This window comes from Streptomyces sp. NPDC058195, from assembly GCF_042883525.1.
Classification (GTDB): domain Bacteria; phylum Actinomycetota; class Actinomycetes; order Streptomycetales; family Streptomycetaceae; genus Streptomyces.
In genome coordinates this window covers 25,533-40,990 of the sequence record NZ_JBHVVM010000032.1, presented here as the reverse complement: position 1 = coordinate 40,990, position 15,458 = coordinate 25,533, and the positions used below count along the sequence as shown (strand labels likewise).

Below are 15,458 nucleotides of genomic sequence, written 5' to 3'. Positions count from 1 at the left end.
GCCCGGTGCCCGGCCCGTCGCCGTACGCTCGTAGCCATGACGACTGACGCAGCTCTTCCCGCCCCCGGCCGTGAGATCCGTACCCTCGACGCGCTCTCCCCCGAGGAGGCGGAGGCCGTATCCGAACTGCTCTCCGAGGCGGCCCGGTCCGACGGCAGGCAGGCCGTGTCCGAGCAGGGACGGCTCCAGCTGCGGGGCGGACGGCGCGAGGGGGTCCGGCACCTGCTGCTGACCAGCGGGCCGGACCTGGTCGGGTACGCCCAGCTGGAGGACACCGACCCGGTGGAGGCCCCGGCCGCCGAGCTGGTCGTGCACCCGTCGTACCGGGGGCAGGGCCACGGGCGGGCGCTGGGCGCGGCCCTGCTCGCCACGACGGGCAAGCGGCTGCGGGTCTGGGCGCACGGCGGGAAGTCCGCGGCGCGGCACCTCGCGCAGGTGCTCGGCCTCTCGCTCTTCCGCGAACTGCGCCAGCTGCGCCGCCCGTTGACGTCCCTGGACATCGCGGAGCCGGTACTGTCCCCGGGGGTCACCGTACGCACCTTCGTGCCCGGCGAGGACGACGCGGCCTGGCTGGCGGTGAACCGCGCCGCCTTCGCCCACCACCCGGAGCAGGGCGCGCTGACCCAGCGCGACCTGGATGACCGCAAGGCGGAGCCGTGGTTCGACCCGAAGGGCTTCTTCCTGGCCGAGCGGGACGGCGAGCTGATCGGCTTCCACTGGACGAAGGTGCACGCCGAGGAGCGGCTGGGCGAGGTGTACGTGGTCGGCATCCGGCCCGACGCGCAGGGCGGCGGGCTCGGCAAGGCGCTCACCGCGATCGGACTGCGCCATCTGGCGGCCGAGGGCCTGCCGACCGCGATGCTCTACGTGGACGCGGACAACAAGGCGGCCGTGGCGGTGTACGAGCGGATGGGGTTCACGACGCACGAGGTGGACCTGATGTACCGCACGGAGTCCTGAGCACCGCTCGGCTCCCCGGGGGCGACGTCCCTTGACGTCGCCCCCTTCTTACGCCACCCTTTCACTACTCAATTAGTGAAAGGGTGAACATGGCAGAGTCCGCAGCGGTCGAATACCGCATCGACCGGCGCAGCGGCGTCGCCACGTACCTCCAGATCGTCCAGCAGACCAAGCAGGCGCTCCGCCTCGGCCTGCTGGAGCCCGGTGACCGCCTGCCCACCGCGCGCGAGGTCGTCGAAGCCACCGCCATCAATCCGAACACCGTGCTCAAGGCGTACCGGGAGCTCGAACGCGAGGGCCTCGTCGAGGCACGGCGCGGGCTCGGCACCTTCGTCACCCGGCGCCTCGGCGGCGCGGCGTCCGCCGACGACGCGCCGCTGCGCGCCGAACTCGCCGACTGGGCCCGCCGGGCCCGCACGGCCGGGCTGGAGAAGGACGACGTGAGCGCACTCTTCACCGCCGTACTGGACAGCACTTTCGAGGGGGACCGCGCCTGATGACAGGCATCGCGATCGAGGCCGACGGCCTCGGTGTGAAGTACCGGGGCGGGGACGGGACGTGGGTGCTCCGCGACTGCTCGTTCCGGCTGCCCGCCGGACGGGTCTGCGCGCTCGTCGGGCCGAACGGCGCGGGCAAGTCCACCCTGCTCGCCCTCGCGGCCGGGCTGCTGAGGCCCTCGGCGGGGTCGGTGCACGTGCTGGGCGGGACACCTGCCCAGACGCGCCCCCGGATGGCCTTCGTGGCGCAGGACAAGCCGCTGTACCCGCAGTTGACGGTGGAGGCGACGCTCTGGGCGGGGGCCGAACTGAACCCCGGCACCTGGGACCGGGACGTGGCCGAGGGCATCGCCGGAGACCTTCCGCGCGGCACCCGCGTCCGGCGGCTCTCCGGCGGCCAGCGCACCCGGCTCGCCCTGGCCCTGGCCCTCGGCAAGCGGCCCGAACTGCTGCTGCTGGACGAGCCGATGGCCGACCTCGACCCGCTCGCCCGCCAGGAGCTGATGGGCGCCCTGATGGCCCAGGTCGCCGAGCACGGCACCACCCTCGTGATGTCCTCGCACCTGCTCACCGAGCTGGAGGGCACCTGCGACTACCTGCTGCTCGTCGACGACGGCCGCATCCGGCTCGGCGGCGAGACCGAGGACCTGCTCGCCGCCCACACCCTGCTCACCGGCCCGGTACGGGAGACCGCACCGCACACCGCCGTCGAGTCCCGCACCGCGGGACGGATGCAGACCACCTTGGTACGGACGGAGGGCCCCGTGGACACCGGCGTCTGGGAGACCGCGGAACCCTCGCTGGAGGAACTGCTGCTCGCCCACCTGAGGTCGCCCCGGACCCCCGCGCTGCTGACGCCGAGCGCGGCGCCCCTCGCGGCCGGACACCGTGAGGCGGTGGCGGCGCGATGAGCACGATCGGTCTGCGCGGCCCGGTCCGGGTCACCGTACGCACGCACCGCACGACCCTGTGGACCGTCGGCGCTCTCGCGCTCGCCGGGATCGCCGCCGTGGTCGCCACCCAGCTGTGGGCGGCATCGGCCGCCGACACGTTCACGGGCACCGGCTGCTCGGTCGCCCACACGACGCGCGGCTGCGGCATCACCGTCCGCGACTTCCTGGACGTCGAATTCCGTTCCTACCGGCTGCTCCAGTACGCCGGGCTGGTCATGATGGCGCTGCCCGTGTTCGTGGGCATGTTCGTGGCCGGTCCGATGATCGCCCGTGAGCTGGAGAGCGGTACGTTCCGGCTGTCCTGGTCCCAGGGCGCCTCACCCGCGCGCTGGCTGGCGGCCAGGCTCGCGGTGCCGGCCGTGGCGGCGCTGGCCGGGGTCTCCGTCCTCTCGGCCGTCTGCGCCTGGGCCGTGTCGCGGGCCGAGCGGACGAACTATCCGCTGGAGACGTACGACCGCGACGTGTACGGCTCCATGGGCACCGTCCCGGTCGGCTACACCCTGTGCATGCTGGCCCTCGGCGCGCTGGCCGGACTGCTGCTGCGACGCACGATCCCGGCGATGATCGCGACCCTGGTCGCGTACGCCCCGCTGACGATGATCCTCAACCGCGTGCGCGAGGACCTCTGGCCGACCGTGCGCACGCCCGAGGACCGCTGGTCCGGGAACGACGGGTCCTGGACGGTCGACTCCGGGATGCTCACCGCCTCCGGAAAGCCGCTGGACCCGGCGGTCTGCGGGGAATCCGGCGCACCCGCCGCCTGCAAGGGCGCCATCGGGTACGTCGACCACCACCCGCTCGCGCACTTCTGGCCGCTCCAGCTCGTCGAGACCGGCATCCTGCTCGCCCTCGCCGCCCTCGCCGTCGCCCTCGCGTTCCGGGTGCTGCGCGGCCTGCACGCCTGACCGCCCGGCGGTGTCCGGGCCCCGCGTACGGGCCTGGGCACCGCCGTACACCACCGCACACCGCTTCCTGCACGTCATGTCGCCGTTACCGGCCATTCAGACGAGCTTGCGAACCTCTGGCAATGCAGCCAGCTGTGCCGACCCCTCGCAACGGGAGAAAACCCGGCAAGGAACGTACGGGCGAAGCCCCCCTCCCGTTCCCCGCGAAGCTCCCCGCGAACCCCCCGGGCCCCGGGGAACCCGCGGACTTCGCGGTCTCCGCCCCTTCCGGCGCGCCCGCGGAGCCGTCCGCGCGGAAGAATGGGGCCATGAGCCAGCAGCCCAGCTCCGAGGTACCGGTCCAGTCCGCCCCGCAGCCGCAGCCGTCGGTCGGCTCGCTCGCCGCGCACCGGCCACGCGCCGTCGCCGCCGCGTCCAGCGGGGCCGCCCTGTCCACCGCGGCCGACCTGGATCCCGACATAGACGCCGACGCCGACGCGTACGAGCCCGATGTCGACGGCGACGAGCTGCCACAGGGCCGCTTCCTGGACCGTGAACGCAGCTGGCTCGCGTTCAACGAACGGGTGCTCGAACTGGCCGAGGACCCGGCGACCCCGCTTCTCGAACGGGCTAATTTCCTGGCGATCTTCGCCTCGAACCTGGACGAGTTCTTCATGGTCCGGGTGGCCGGGCTGAAGCGCCGCATCGCCACCGGTGTCGCCACCCGGTCCGCCTCCGGACTCCAGCCCCGCGAGGTCCTCGACCTGATCTGGACCCGCTCGCGCGAACTCATGGCCCGGCACGCCGCCTGCTACCAGCAGGACGTGGCCCCCGCCCTGTGCGACGAGGGCATACAGCTGATCCGCTGGCCCGAGCTGACCGAGAAGGAGCAGGCCCGCCTGTTCACCTTCTTCCGGCAGCGCGTCTTCCCCGTACTGACCCCGCTCGCGGTCGACCCGGCACACCCCTTCCCGTACATCTCCGGGCTCTCGCTCAACCTCGCCGTCGTCGTGCGCAACCCGGTCAGCGGCCACCGCCACTTCGCCCGGGTCAAGGTGCCGCCGCTGCTGACCCGCTTCCTGGAGGCGTCGCCACAGCGGTACGTGCCCATAGAGGACGTCATCGCCGCCCACCTCGAAGAGCTCTTCCCCGGCATGGAGGTCCTCGACCACCACATGTTCCGGGTCACCCGGAACGAGGACCTGGAAGTCGAGGAGGACGACGCGGAGAACCTGCTCCAGGCGCTGGAGAAGGAGCTCATGCGGCGCCGCTTCGGCCCGCCGGTCCGCCTGGAGGTCGAGGAGTCCATCGACCCGTACGTGCTCGACCTGCTGGTCCGCGAGCTGAAGGTGTCCGACGCCGAGGTCTACCCGCTGCCCGGTCCGCTCGATCTGACCGGGCTCTTCGGGATCGCCTCGCTGGACCGGCCCGAGCTGAAGTACCCCAAGTTCATCGCGGGCACCCACCGCGACCTCGCCGAGGTCGAGTCCGCCTCCGCACCCGACGTCTTCGCCGCGCTGCGCGAACGCGATGTGCTCCTGCACCACCCGTACGACTCGTTCTCCACCTCCGTACAGGCTTTCCTGGAGCAGGCCGCGGGCGACCCCGACGTCCTCGCGATCAAGCAGACCCTCTACCGGACCTCCGGCGACTCCCCCATCGTGGACGCGCTGATCGACGCCGCCGAGTCCGGCAAGCAGGTCCTGGTCCTCGTGGAGATCAAGGCCCGCTTCGACGAGCAGGCCAACATCAAGTGGGCCCGCAAGCTGGAGGAGGCGGGCTGCCACGTCGTCTACGGCCTCGTCGGCCTCAAGACCCACTGCAAGCTCTCGCTCGTCGTCCGGCAGGAGGGCGACACCCTGCGCCGCTACTCCCACGTCGGCACCGGCAACTACCACCCCAAGACGGCCCGGCTCTACGAGGACCTCGGGCTGCTGACCGCCGACCCGCAGGTCGGCGCGGACCTCTCCGACCTCTTCAACCGGCTCTCCGGCTACTCCCGCCGCGAGACCTACCGCCGTCTCCTGGTCGCCCCGAGATCCCTGCGGGACGGGCTGATCGCCCGGATCGACAAGGAGATCACCCATCAGCGGGCCGGGCGCACCGCCTACGTCCGCATCAAGGTCAACTCGATGGTCGACGAGGCGGTCATCGACGCCTGCTACCGGGCCGCCATGGCCGGAGTGCCGGTGGACATCTGGGTACGCGGCATCTGCGCGATCCGCCCCGGCGTCCCCGGCCTCTCCGAGAACATCCGGGTCCGCTCGGTCCTGGGCCGCTTCCTGGAGCACTCCCGGGTCTTCGCCTTCGGCAACGGCGGCGAACCCGAAGTGTGGTTCGGCAGCGCCGACATGATGCACCGCAACCTCGACCGCCGGATCGAAGCACTGGTCCGGGTCACCGACCCCGCCCATCGCGCCGCGCTCAGCCGTCTCCTGGAGACCGGCATGGCCGACACCACCTCCTCCTGGCACCTCGGTTCCGACGGGAACTGGACCCGGCACGCCACGGACGCGGACGGCCAGCCGCTGCGGCACGTACAGGAAATGCTCATTGACGCCCGGAGGCGCCGGCGTGCGACGCCATGACCAGACGACGACCCAGGCGGACCTTACGGCGGGCGCCGTTCTCGCGCCCTACCTTCAGGAACAGGCCGCCGAATTCCTGCGCGGCCTGCGCCTGCACCGCGAGAACAGCGCCCCCACGGACGCCGGGGCCCAGGGCGCCGAGGAGGCCGCCGACGCGCTGCGCCGCTGCTCGCGCCGGATCGGCGGAACCCTGCACACCTTCCGGGCGGCCCTGGACGCCACCTGGGCCGAGCAGCTCCGTACCGAACTGGCCTGGCTCTCCGGCACCCTGGCCCGCGAACACGCCTACGCGACCCGGCTGACCCGGCTCCTCGACGCGCTGCACGCCCTGTCCGGCGCCGCGCTGCCCGCCGCCCGCACGGGCTCCGGCACCGCCCCCGACAAGGAACGCGCCGCCCTCGGGGTCGGCGCCGCCCGCGCCGGGGCGCTCCTGGAACGCCAGCTGACCCTCGCCCGGACCCGGGCCCACTCCGCCGCCCTCCAGGCGCTCGGCTCCTCGCGCTTCCACGCGGTGGCCGACGCCGTGGCGCTGCTCGCCTCGGAGGTACCGCTCGCCCCGGCGGCGGGCGCCCCCGCGCGGGAGCTGCTGCACGCCCCCGCCGACCGGGCCGCGCAGCAGCTGCGGGACACGGTGGCGTCGCTCCCCTCCGGCCGGGCGGCCGAGCCGTACAACGAGGCGCAGGACGCGCCCTGGCACCGCACCCGGCTCCTCCTGCGGCTCCACCGGTACGCCCACGAGGTGGTGCGGGGCGCCCCCGATCCGGTGCTGGCCGCGCCGGGGCGGGCGCTCGATCTGCACCGGGACGCCGCGGAGGCAGCCGCGGCGGCGGCCTCCGCGGCCCGCACCCCGCGCATCGCCCCGGCGACCGCGTACGCCCTGGGGGTGCTCCACGCCGACCAGCGCCACGCGGTGGAGGCGGCCCGGGGGGTCTTCCGGACGAGCTGGCCGGTCGCCGCCGCGGCGGCGGCGACCGCGCCATGAGCGGGACCGGGAAACCAGTGCGCGCCGGGACCGGGAAGCCGGAACGCGCCGGGACCGGCAAGCCGGTACGCGCCGCCGGGTGCGTGCTGTGGCGCCGTACGGACTGGGGCGGGCTGGAGGTCTGCCTCGTCCACCGGCCCCGCTACGACGACTGGTCGCACCCGAAGGGGAAGCTGAAACGCGGCGAGACGGCTCCGGACGCCGCCCGGCGCGAGGTCCTGGAGGAGACCGGGCAGCGCTGCGTGCCCGGTGCCGCGCTGCCCACGGTCCACTACACCGTGGACGGCCGCCCCAAGGAGGTCGTCTACTGGGCGGCCGAGGCGGCCGGCGGCTCCTTCACACCCGGCGGCGAGGTCGACCGGGTGTGCTGGCTCGCCCCGGCGGCGGCCCGGGTCCGTCTCACCCAGGAGCGCGACCGGGAACTGCTGGACGCCCTGCTCGCGGCCCTCTCCGGCCCGCCGGGCACCTGACGCGGCCAGAACCGCGCCGCCCCGCACGGTTCACCTCCCGTTCACTCTCCCCCGTAGGCCGCTTCACCTGTTCTGCCTAACTTCGTCAGTGCACGGTGCGCGGCGCGACAGCCAAAGCACCCACCCCAACGCACGCCGTCGTGAGAACCAACAAGACCTCGGCGGCTCCTGGAAGGAACACCCGAAAGTGAAGCTTCAGCGCAAGAACCGGCTTCGTGCCACCGCGCTCGGTGCCCTCGCCGTCTCCAGCGCCCTGGTCCTCACGGCGTGCGGTTCGGACGACAACAGCGGTGGCTCGACCGGCGGGAACGGCGGGAAGACCGACGCCGCGTCGAACATCAAGTGCGACGACGCCAAGGGCCAGCTGCCCGCCTCCGGCTCCAGCGCGCAGAAGAACGCCATGGACCTCTGGGCGAAGAACTACATGGCCGGCTGTTCCGGCGTCGAGATCAACTACAAGTCCTCCTCCTCCGGTGAGGGCATCGTCGCCTTCAACCAGGGCACCGTCGGCTTCGCCGGTTCCGACTCGGCGCTGAAGCCCGAGGAGGTCGCCGACTCGAAGAAGATCTGCAAGGGCGGCCAGGGCATCAACCTCCCGATGGTCGGCGGCCCGATCGCCATCGGTTACCACCTGGAGGGTGTCGACAGCCTCGTGCTGGACGCCCCCACCCTCGCCAAGATCTTCGACACCAAGATCAAGAAGTGGAACGACCCGGCGATCGCCAAGCTGAACAGCGGCGCCAAGCTCCCGGACAAGCCGATCCAGGCCTTCCACCGCTCCGAGGACTCCGGCACCACGCAGAACCTCGGCAAGTACCTCGGCGCGGCTGCCCCGGGCGAATGGAAGTACGAGGCCGAGAAGAAGTGGCCGGCGCCCAACGGCCAGGCCGCGTCCGGCTCCTCCGGTGTCGCCGCCCAGGTGAAGCAGGTCGACGGCTCGATCGGCTACTTCGAGCTGAGCTACGCCACCGCGCAGTCGATCTCCACCGTCGACATCGACACCGGCGGCGCCACCCCGGTCAAGGCCAGCTCGGAGAACGCCTCCAAGGCCATCGCCGCCGCCAAGATCAAGGGCACCGGCAAGGACCTGGCCCTGGAGCTCGACTACACGACCAAGGCCGAGGGCGCCTACCCGATCGTCCTGGTCACGTACGAGGTCGTCTGCGACAAGGGCAACAAGGCCGAGACCCTTCCGACGGTCAAGTCCTTCCTGAACTACACCGCCAGCGACGAGGGCCAGAAGCTCCTCACCGAGGCCGGCTACGCGCCGATCCCGGCCGAGATCAACGCCAAGGTCCGCGAGACGATCGCCTCCCTCTCCTAACACGCGGCAGGCGCACGCGCACCACGTAACGCGCGGCAGGTACACGCACACCGCGTAACGCGCGGCGCCCGACGCACACGTCACACCAGCAACACCCGGCGGACCGGTCCGGTGCACCCCTCCGGACCGGTCCCGCCACCACCCATCCGGTGCACCGCCGCCAGGGGAGCCAGCCGCTCCCCCACCACAGACCGGAAAGACCATGGCTTCCACCACACCGATAGACACGCCACCGGCCCCGCCGGTGGCGCGCAAGCCCGCCAGGACCTCGTCCGGGCGGGTGGGCGACAAGGTCTTCCTGGGCCTCTCCCGGGGCTCGGGCATCCTGTTGCTCGCGGTCATGGCGTCCATCGCCGTGTTCCTGACCTACCGCGCCTCGATCGCCGTCTCCGAGAACGAGGGCAACTTCCTCACCACGTTCGACTGGAACCCGGCGGGCGACCCGCCGGTCTTCGGCATCGCGGTCCTCCTCTTCGGCACGCTCGTCAGCTCCGTCATCGCGATGGCCATCGCCGTCCCGGTCGCCGTCGGGATCGCGCTGTTCATCTCGCACTACGCGCCGCGCAAGCTGGCCGCGCCGCTCGCGTACGTCGTCGACCTGCTCGCCGCGGTTCCGAGCATCGTGTACGGCATCTGGGGCGCCCTCGTCCTGGTGCCCTACCTCGAAGGCCCGAACCTCTGGCTCGACCAGTTCTTCGGCTGGACGTACGTCTTCGAGAAGACCGAACTGGGCGTCGCCCGCTCGCTCTTCACCGTCGGCATCCTGCTCGCGATCATGATCCTGCCGATCGTGACCAGTGTCAGCCGCGAAGTCTTCCTCCAGGTCCCCCGGATGAACGAGGAGGCCGCCCTCGCCCTGGGCGCCACCCGCTGGGAGGTCATCCGCCTCTCGGTGCTGCCCTTCGGCCGCTCCGGCGTGATCTCCGCCTCGATGCTGGGCCTGGGCCGCGCGCTCGGCGAGACGATGGCCGTCGCGACGGTCCTGTCGCCGAGCTTCGTCATCTCCGCGCACCTGCTCAACCCGGGCGGCGGCACCTTCGCCCAGAACATCGCGGCGAAGTTCGACGAGGCCAACGAGTTCGGGCGGGACGCCCTGATCGCCTCGGGCCTCGTGCTCTTCATCCTCACCCTGCTGGTCAACGGCGCGGCCCGGCTGATCATCGCCCGCCGCAAGGAATACTCGGGGGCCAACGCATGAGCCAGGCAGCCAACACCGGCATACAGGAGCGGCCCGCCACGGCGGCCCCCGCCCGTACGACCAGCCTGAGCAGCCGGGCCCTCCCCCGCTGGGCCCCCTTCGCCTTCGCCGCCGTCGCCCTCGTGCTCGGTGTCGGCACCGGCATCGTGGCCGGCTGGCAGAGCCGCACCCAGTGGGGCCTGGTCTCCGCCCTCCTCTTCCTCGTCATCTCGTACGTCGCCACCTCGGTCGTCGAGAACCGCCGCCAGGCCAAGGACCGGCTCGCGACCAGCGTCGTCTGGGTCTGCTTCCTGCTGGCGGTCGTACCGCTCGCCTCGCTGCTGTGGACCACGGTCAGCCGCGGCGCCGAGCGCCTCGACGGCTACTTCCTGACCCACTCCATGGCCGGTGTGCTCGGCTCCGAGCCGACCGGCGGCGTCTACCACGCGCTGATCGGCACCCTGGAGCAGGTCGGCATCGCCACCCTGATCTCCGCCCCGGTCGGCATGCTGACCGCCGTCTACCTGGTGGAGTACGGCAAGGGCGCGCTGGCCAAGGCCGTCACCTTCTTCGTCGACGTCATGACGGGCATCCCGTCCATCGTCGCGGGTCTCTTCATCCTGTCGATCATGCTGATGACCAAGACCCAGCCCTCCGGCCTGATGGGTGCCCTGGCACTCGCGATCCTGATGATGCCGGTCGTGGTCCGCTCCACCGAGGAGATGCTGAAGCTCGTCCCGAACGAGCTCCGCGAGGCCTCCCTCGCCCTCGGCGTCCCGAAGTGGCGCACCATCCTGAAGGTGGTCCTGCCCACCGCGATCGGCGGCATCACCACCGGTGTGATGCTCGCGATCGCCCGCATCGCCGGGGAGACCGCGCCGATCATGCTGCTGGTCTTCGGCAGCCAGCTGATCAACCCCAACCCCTTCCAGGGCGCACAGTCCTCGCTCCCCTTCTACATCTGGGAGCAGTACCGGGTCGGCACCGACCAGTCGTACGACCGTGCCTGGGCCGCCGCGCTGGTCCTGATCGCCTTCGTCATGATCCTCAACCTGGTGGCCCGCGGCATCGCCCGCTGGAAGGCCCCGAAGACCGGCCGCTGACCGCGGCACGAAAGAAGCAGTGATTCCGATGGCCAAGCGCATCGACGTCAGCGGACTGTCCGCCTACTACGGCTCCCACCTCGCCATCGAGGACATCTCGATGACCGTGGAGCCCCGCTCCGTGACCGCCTTCATCGGCCCGTCCGGCTGCGGGAAGTCCACCTTCCTGCGCACCCTGAACCGCATGCACGAGGTCACCCCCGGTGGCCGCGTCGAGGGCAAGGTGCTGCTGGACGACGAGAACCTCTACGGGCCGAACGTGGACCCGGTCACCGTGCGCCGCACGGTCGGCATGGTCTTCCAGCGCCCCAACCCGTTCCCGACCATGTCGATCTTCGACAACGTCGCCGCGGGCCTCCGGCTGAACGGCTCGTACAAGAAGAACGAGCTCGCCGAGATCGTCGAGAAGTCGCTGCGCGGCGCGAACCTCTGGAACGAGGTCAAGGACCGGCTGAACAAGCCCGGCTCCGGCCTCTCCGGCGGCCAGCAGCAGCGGCTCTGCATCGCCCGCGCGATCGCCGTCGAGCCCGACGTGCTGCTGATGGACGAGCCGTGCTCCGCCCTCGACCCGATCTCCACCCTCGCCATCGAGGACCTGATCGGCGAGCTGAAGGAGCGCTTCACGATCGTCATCGTGACGCACAACATGCAGCAGGCGGCCCGTGTCTCGGACCGCACCGCGTTCTTCAACCTCGCGGCGGTCGGCAAGCCCGGCAAGCTCGTCGAGATCGACGAGACGGAGCGGATCTTCTCCAACCCGTCCGTCCAGGCCACCGAGGACTACATCTCGGGCCGCTTCGGATAAGCGCCCCGGGCGGTACGGGGTCCGGTTCACCCGGCCCCCGTACCGCCCCCCACGACGGCCTTGAGGTGCTGCATGGCGGTGCCACCACAAGGCGAAGGGGCCGCCCCCGCTCCCGGCGAAGGGAGTGGGGGCGGCCCCGTTTGCACGGTGCGTGCCGCGGGGCACGGCCGTCAGCCGAAGAGCAGGTACACGACCCCGTAGCTCCCGGCGGCGACCAGTGCCGCGGCCGGCATCGTGATGAACCAGCCCATGATGATGTTCTTGGCGACGCCCCAGCGGACCGCGTTGACCCGCTTCGTCGCGCCCACGCCCATGATCGCGGAGGTGATCACATGCGTCGTGGAGATCGGTGCGTGGAACAGGAACGCCGAACCGAACATGATCGACGCACCCGTCGTCTCGGCGGCGAACCCCTGCGGCGGGTCCAGCTCGATGATCTTCCGGCCGAGCGTCCGCATGATGCGCCAGCCACCGGCGTACGTGCCCAGCGAGAGCATCATCGCGCAGACCAGCTTCACCCAGACCGGGATCGGGTCGCTCGGGCTCTCGACATCGGCGATGACCAGCGCCATCACCACGACGCCCATCGTCTTCTGCGCGTCCTGGAGGCCGTGACCGAGCGCCATGCCCGCGGCCGAGACCGTCTGCGCTATGCGGAAGCCCCGCTTGGCCTTGTGCGGATTGGCCTTCCGGAACATCCACATGATCGCGACCATCACCAGATAGCCGACGACCAGACCGATGACCGGCGAGACGAACATCGGGATGACGACCTTGTCGATCACCCCGTCCCAGTGCACCAGCGTCCCGCCCGCGAGCGCCGCGCCCACCATGCCGCCGAACAGGGCGTGCGAGGAGGAGGACGGCAGACCGAAGTACCAGGTGACCAGGTTCCAGATGATCGCGCCGACGAGCGCGGCGAAGAGGATGCCCATCCCCTTGTCGCCCTCGGGCGTCGCGATCAGGCCCTCGCTGACGGTCTTGGCGACCCCGCTGCCGAGGAACGCGCCCGCGAGGTTCATCACCGCGGCCATCGCCAGCGCCGCACGCGGGGTGAGCGCACGGGTGGAGACCGAGGTGGCGATGGCGTTCGCCGAGTCGTGGAAACCGTTCGTATACGTAAAGCCGAGCGCGACCCCGATGGTCACGATCAGCGCAAAGGTGTCCACGTCGTTCAGGACTCCTTGACCGCGATGGTCTCCACCGTGTTGGCGACGTGCTCGAACGCGTCGGCCGCCTCTTCCAGCACGTCCACGATCTGCTTCAGCTTCAGCACCTCGATGGCGTCGTACTTGCCGTTGAAGAGGTGGGCGAGCAGCTTGCGGTGGATCTGGTCGGCCTGGTTCTCCAGACGGTTGACCTCGATCCAGTACTCAGTGAGATTGTCCATGGTCCGCAGGCCGGGCATCGCCTCGGCGGTCAGCTCGGCCGCCCGCGCCAGGACCTCGATCTGCTGCGCGACGCCGTTGGGGAGCTCCTCGACCTGGTACAGCACGACCAGGTCGACGGCCTCCTCCATGAAGTCCATGATGTCGTCGAGCGACGACGCGAGGTTGTAAATGTCCTCACGGTCGAAGGGCGTGATGAAAGAGGAGTTCAGCTGGTGGAAGATCGCGTGGGTGGCATCGTCCCCCGCGTGCTCCGCTGCCCGCATGCGCTCCGCGATCTCGGCTCGGGAGGCTGTGTCCGCCCCGAGCAATTCCATCAGGAGTTTCGAGCCCGTGACGATGTTGTCCGCAGACGCGGAGAACATGTCGTAGAAGCTCGTCTCCCTGGGGGTCAGACGAAAGCGCACGTGGGGTCCTCGGATGCTTTGGATTCGGTCAGGCTGATGCTAGGCGCATCATCCGGCCACGGCTAACCGGCGTTCTTCAGTGTCGCGCATCAGGCACAGTGATCAGCACGGACCCCCGGTCACGTTTCAGAAGAATTCGTTAAGATATACCCACCAGGGGTATGTATACGGCAGGGTAAAGGGAAAACGGGAGGCAGTAATGACCACGACCGAGACCACCGTGACCGCCGCGGCGACGGAATCCCCGGTTACTGATCACGACCAGGGCATACACGGTTATCACCACCAGAAGGCCGAGCACCTCAAGCGGCTGCGCCGGATCGAAGGCCAGATCCGCGGCCTTCAGCGCATGGTCGACGAGGACGTGTACTGCATCGACATACTGACCCAGGTCTCGGCGTCCACGAAGGCGCTCCAGTCCTTCGCCCTCCAGCTGCTGGAGGAGCACCTGCGGCACTGCGTCGCCGACGCCGCGGTCAAGGGCGGCGAGGAGATCGACGCCAAGGTCGAGGAGGCCACGAAGGCCATCGCCCGTCTGCTCCGCACCTGACGGCGGGGCACGGACCCCGCGCTCACCCCCGGTGGTCGCCGTGCCGGGGGCCTGCGCACCGCTCGGCGGTCGCGTGGACGTCGAGCACCTCGTCGATCCGGGCCGCGCTGAGGCGTTCCCCGATCGCGCCCGCCGCGGCGATCATCAGCTCGCCGCAGAGCTCGATCTCGGCGAGGGCCACATGGTCGGACACCGTCCGCGCGCCGAGCGTCACCACGTCACCACTCACCTCTCACTGCCGTCGCGGGCTTCCTAGCCTAGGGAGCGGACCTCGCGCCGCGCATGGCACGGACGGACCATTTCCCCGCTCCGGCATGCCTAGGACCTCGCGCCCCGAGCCCCGCTACCGCTCCCGGATACGCCCCGTGTAGATGTCGCCCCCGTCCGGCAGCCGCACGGAGACCGGCGCCCCGAAGCCGAACAGCAGGGTCGTCGACACCACCTCCACGGCCGGTCCCTCCCCCGCGAAGCCGAAGCGGTGGCGCACCTTGCGCAGCCGCCCCTCCTCGTCGAGGTACGCGTCGAACGGCACCGCGTCCGTGCGGAACCCTTTCGCCGCCGCGGTCAGCGCGCCGCGCGAGCCCGCCCCCGCCCGGCGCGCGGCCAGCGCCAGGTCCGCCGTCCCCCGGTAGTGCCGCACGGGCACCCCGGCGATCTCCGTCCGCCCCACGTACGTCACCCGCCGCGCTCCGCGCAGCAGCTCGGCGGCGACCATCGGATCGGTCGCCCCGCCGGTGACGAGATTGCCGTCGGCCAGGGTCGTGGTGTCGACCCTGACCCATTTGTCGGCGGGCACTCCGGCGCCCCGGTTCTTCATGTAGAGCGCGCCGGGCGCCAGCAGTTCGGTGATCGGGCGGTGCTCGTCCGCCCCGGCGGCGTCCTCGGGCAGCACCACGGTGAGCCGCCCCGTGCCGGTGCGGAAGTCGTACGCGCCCCGGCCCCTGATGGTCACCCGCGTACCACCCGCCGCCGTCTCCATCGACGTGCGCACCTCCGCGGTCCCGGCCACCGCCCCACCGCCGGGAACATGACCAGCCACCGCCGCCGTACCCGTACCGCTCGCCGTGGCGGCGAGGACCTCGGCCGCGCGGTGCACCGCGTCGAGGGAGCCGGAGCCGCCCTGCTCGTCGGCGACGGCACCGCCGCCGCCCGAGCATCCGGCGGTCGCCGCCATCATCCCCACCACGGCCAGGGCGCAGACAGCGCGCGCCCCGCTCCCGCACCTGTGCTGCCGCGCCACCATCGTCCGCCAACCCCCAACGCCGTCACGCCTGCCCGAGAGGCCCATCCGTCCGGATAACGACGCCCCGTGTCCCCCGTCACGCCGCCCCTCGGGGCTCACCGCCCACGGGTCGTGGCCAGTACCGTGG

General features: G+C 71.2%; 16 protein-coding genes. 12 read left to right on the top strand and 4 right to left on the bottom strand.

The features are described from left to right. Positions 1-36 precede the first annotated feature (36 nt). The 11 genes from mshD to pstB all read left to right on the top strand — a co-directional run bounded on the left by mshD (position 37) and on the right by pstB (position 11,743). Complete coding sequence (gene mshD, locus ACFVWY_RS30200; RefSeq protein WP_389877942.1) at positions 37-960, top strand: mycothiol synthase; 924 nt, start codon at positions 37-39, stop codon at positions 958-960. Positions 961-1,049: 89 nt separating this feature from the next. Further along, the gene (locus ACFVWY_RS30195; RefSeq protein WP_389877940.1) at positions 1,050-1,457 is read left to right on the top strand and encodes a GntR family transcriptional regulator; all 408 of its coding nucleotides are present in this window, start codon (positions 1,050-1,052) and stop codon (positions 1,455-1,457) included. Next, positions 1,457-2,368: an ABC transporter ATP-binding protein gene (locus ACFVWY_RS30190; RefSeq protein WP_389877938.1), complete on the top strand. Its 912-nt coding sequence runs from the start codon at positions 1,457-1,459 to the stop codon at positions 2,366-2,368. Before ACFVWY_RS30195 ends, ACFVWY_RS30190 begins: the two co-directional genes overlap by 1 nt. Beyond that, the gene (locus tag ACFVWY_RS30185; protein WP_389877937.1) at positions 2,365-3,315 is read left to right on the top strand and encodes an ABC transporter permease; all 951 of its coding nucleotides are present in this window, start codon (positions 2,365-2,367) and stop codon (positions 3,313-3,315) included. The genes ACFVWY_RS30190 and ACFVWY_RS30185 overlap by 4 nt, the downstream gene beginning before the upstream one ends. Positions 3,316-3,623: 308 nt before the next feature. Continuing rightward, on the top strand, positions 3,624-5,882 hold the full coding sequence (locus ACFVWY_RS30180) for an RNA degradosome polyphosphate kinase (protein ID WP_389877935.1): 2,259 nt from the start codon (positions 3,624-3,626) through the stop codon (positions 5,880-5,882). Beyond that, positions 5,869-6,864, top strand: a complete 996-nt coding sequence (locus tag ACFVWY_RS30175; protein ID WP_389877933.1) for a CHAD domain-containing protein — start codon at positions 5,869-5,871, stop codon at positions 6,862-6,864. Before ACFVWY_RS30180 ends, ACFVWY_RS30175 begins: the two co-directional genes overlap by 14 nt. Continuing rightward, entirely contained in the window at positions 6,861-7,334 is a 474-nt protein-coding gene (locus ACFVWY_RS30170) for an NUDIX hydrolase (RefSeq protein ID WP_389877931.1), read from the top strand. Before ACFVWY_RS30175 ends, ACFVWY_RS30170 begins: the two co-directional genes overlap by 4 nt. 187 nt (positions 7,335-7,521) lie before the next feature. Beyond that, positions 7,522-8,658 (top strand): phosphate ABC transporter substrate-binding protein PstS, encoded by a 1,137-nt coding sequence (gene pstS / locus ACFVWY_RS30165; protein WP_389877930.1) that lies wholly within the window; start codon positions 7,522-7,524, stop codon positions 8,656-8,658. Positions 8,659-8,860: 202 nt separating this feature from the next. Further along, complete coding sequence (pstC, locus tag ACFVWY_RS30160) at positions 8,861-9,856, top strand: phosphate ABC transporter permease subunit PstC (protein ID WP_389877929.1); 996 nt, start codon at positions 8,861-8,863, stop codon at positions 9,854-9,856. After that, entirely contained in the window at positions 9,853-10,938 is a 1,086-nt protein-coding gene (pstA, locus tag ACFVWY_RS30155; RefSeq protein ID WP_389877927.1) for a phosphate ABC transporter permease PstA, read from the top strand. Before pstC ends, pstA begins: the two co-directional genes overlap by 4 nt. A 28-nt stretch (positions 10,939-10,966) precedes the next feature. Then, positions 10,967-11,743, top strand: coding sequence for a phosphate ABC transporter ATP-binding protein PstB (gene pstB / locus ACFVWY_RS30150; RefSeq protein ID WP_389877925.1), 777 nt, complete (start codon positions 10,967-10,969; stop codon positions 11,741-11,743). Between the two features lie 170 nt (positions 11,744-11,913). Here pstB and ACFVWY_RS30145 read toward each other — a convergent pair whose 3' ends face one another. Both ACFVWY_RS30145 and ACFVWY_RS30140 read right to left on the bottom strand, forming a co-directional pair. Continuing rightward, complete coding sequence (locus ACFVWY_RS30145; RefSeq protein WP_389877923.1) at positions 11,914-12,912, bottom strand: anion permease; 999 nt, start codon at positions 12,910-12,912, stop codon at positions 11,914-11,916. A gap of 5 nt (positions 12,913-12,917) precedes the next feature. Then, on the bottom strand, positions 12,918-13,538 hold the full coding sequence (locus ACFVWY_RS30140) for a DUF47 domain-containing protein (RefSeq protein WP_389877921.1): 621 nt from the start codon (positions 13,536-13,538) through the stop codon (positions 12,918-12,920). Positions 13,539-13,737: 199 nt separating this feature from the next. On the opposite strand from ACFVWY_RS30140, the gene ACFVWY_RS30135 reads away from it, so the two are divergent. Beyond that, positions 13,738-14,088 carry a metal-sensitive transcriptional regulator gene (locus ACFVWY_RS30135; RefSeq protein WP_389877919.1) on the top strand — a complete coding sequence of 117 codons (351 nt, stop codon included), beginning with the start codon at positions 13,738-13,740 and terminating at the stop codon, positions 14,086-14,088. 22 nt (positions 14,089-14,110) lie between these two features. Here ACFVWY_RS30135 and ACFVWY_RS30130 read toward each other — a convergent pair whose 3' ends face one another. Next, entirely contained in the window at positions 14,111-14,305 is a 195-nt protein-coding gene (locus tag ACFVWY_RS30130; protein WP_389877917.1) for a hypothetical protein, read from the bottom strand. A gap of 126 nt (positions 14,306-14,431) precedes the next feature. Beyond that, positions 14,432-15,331 (bottom strand): hypothetical protein, encoded by a 900-nt coding sequence (locus tag ACFVWY_RS30125; RefSeq protein WP_389877915.1) that lies wholly within the window; start codon positions 15,329-15,331, stop codon positions 14,432-14,434. Between the last annotated feature and the right edge of the window lie 127 nt (positions 15,332-15,458).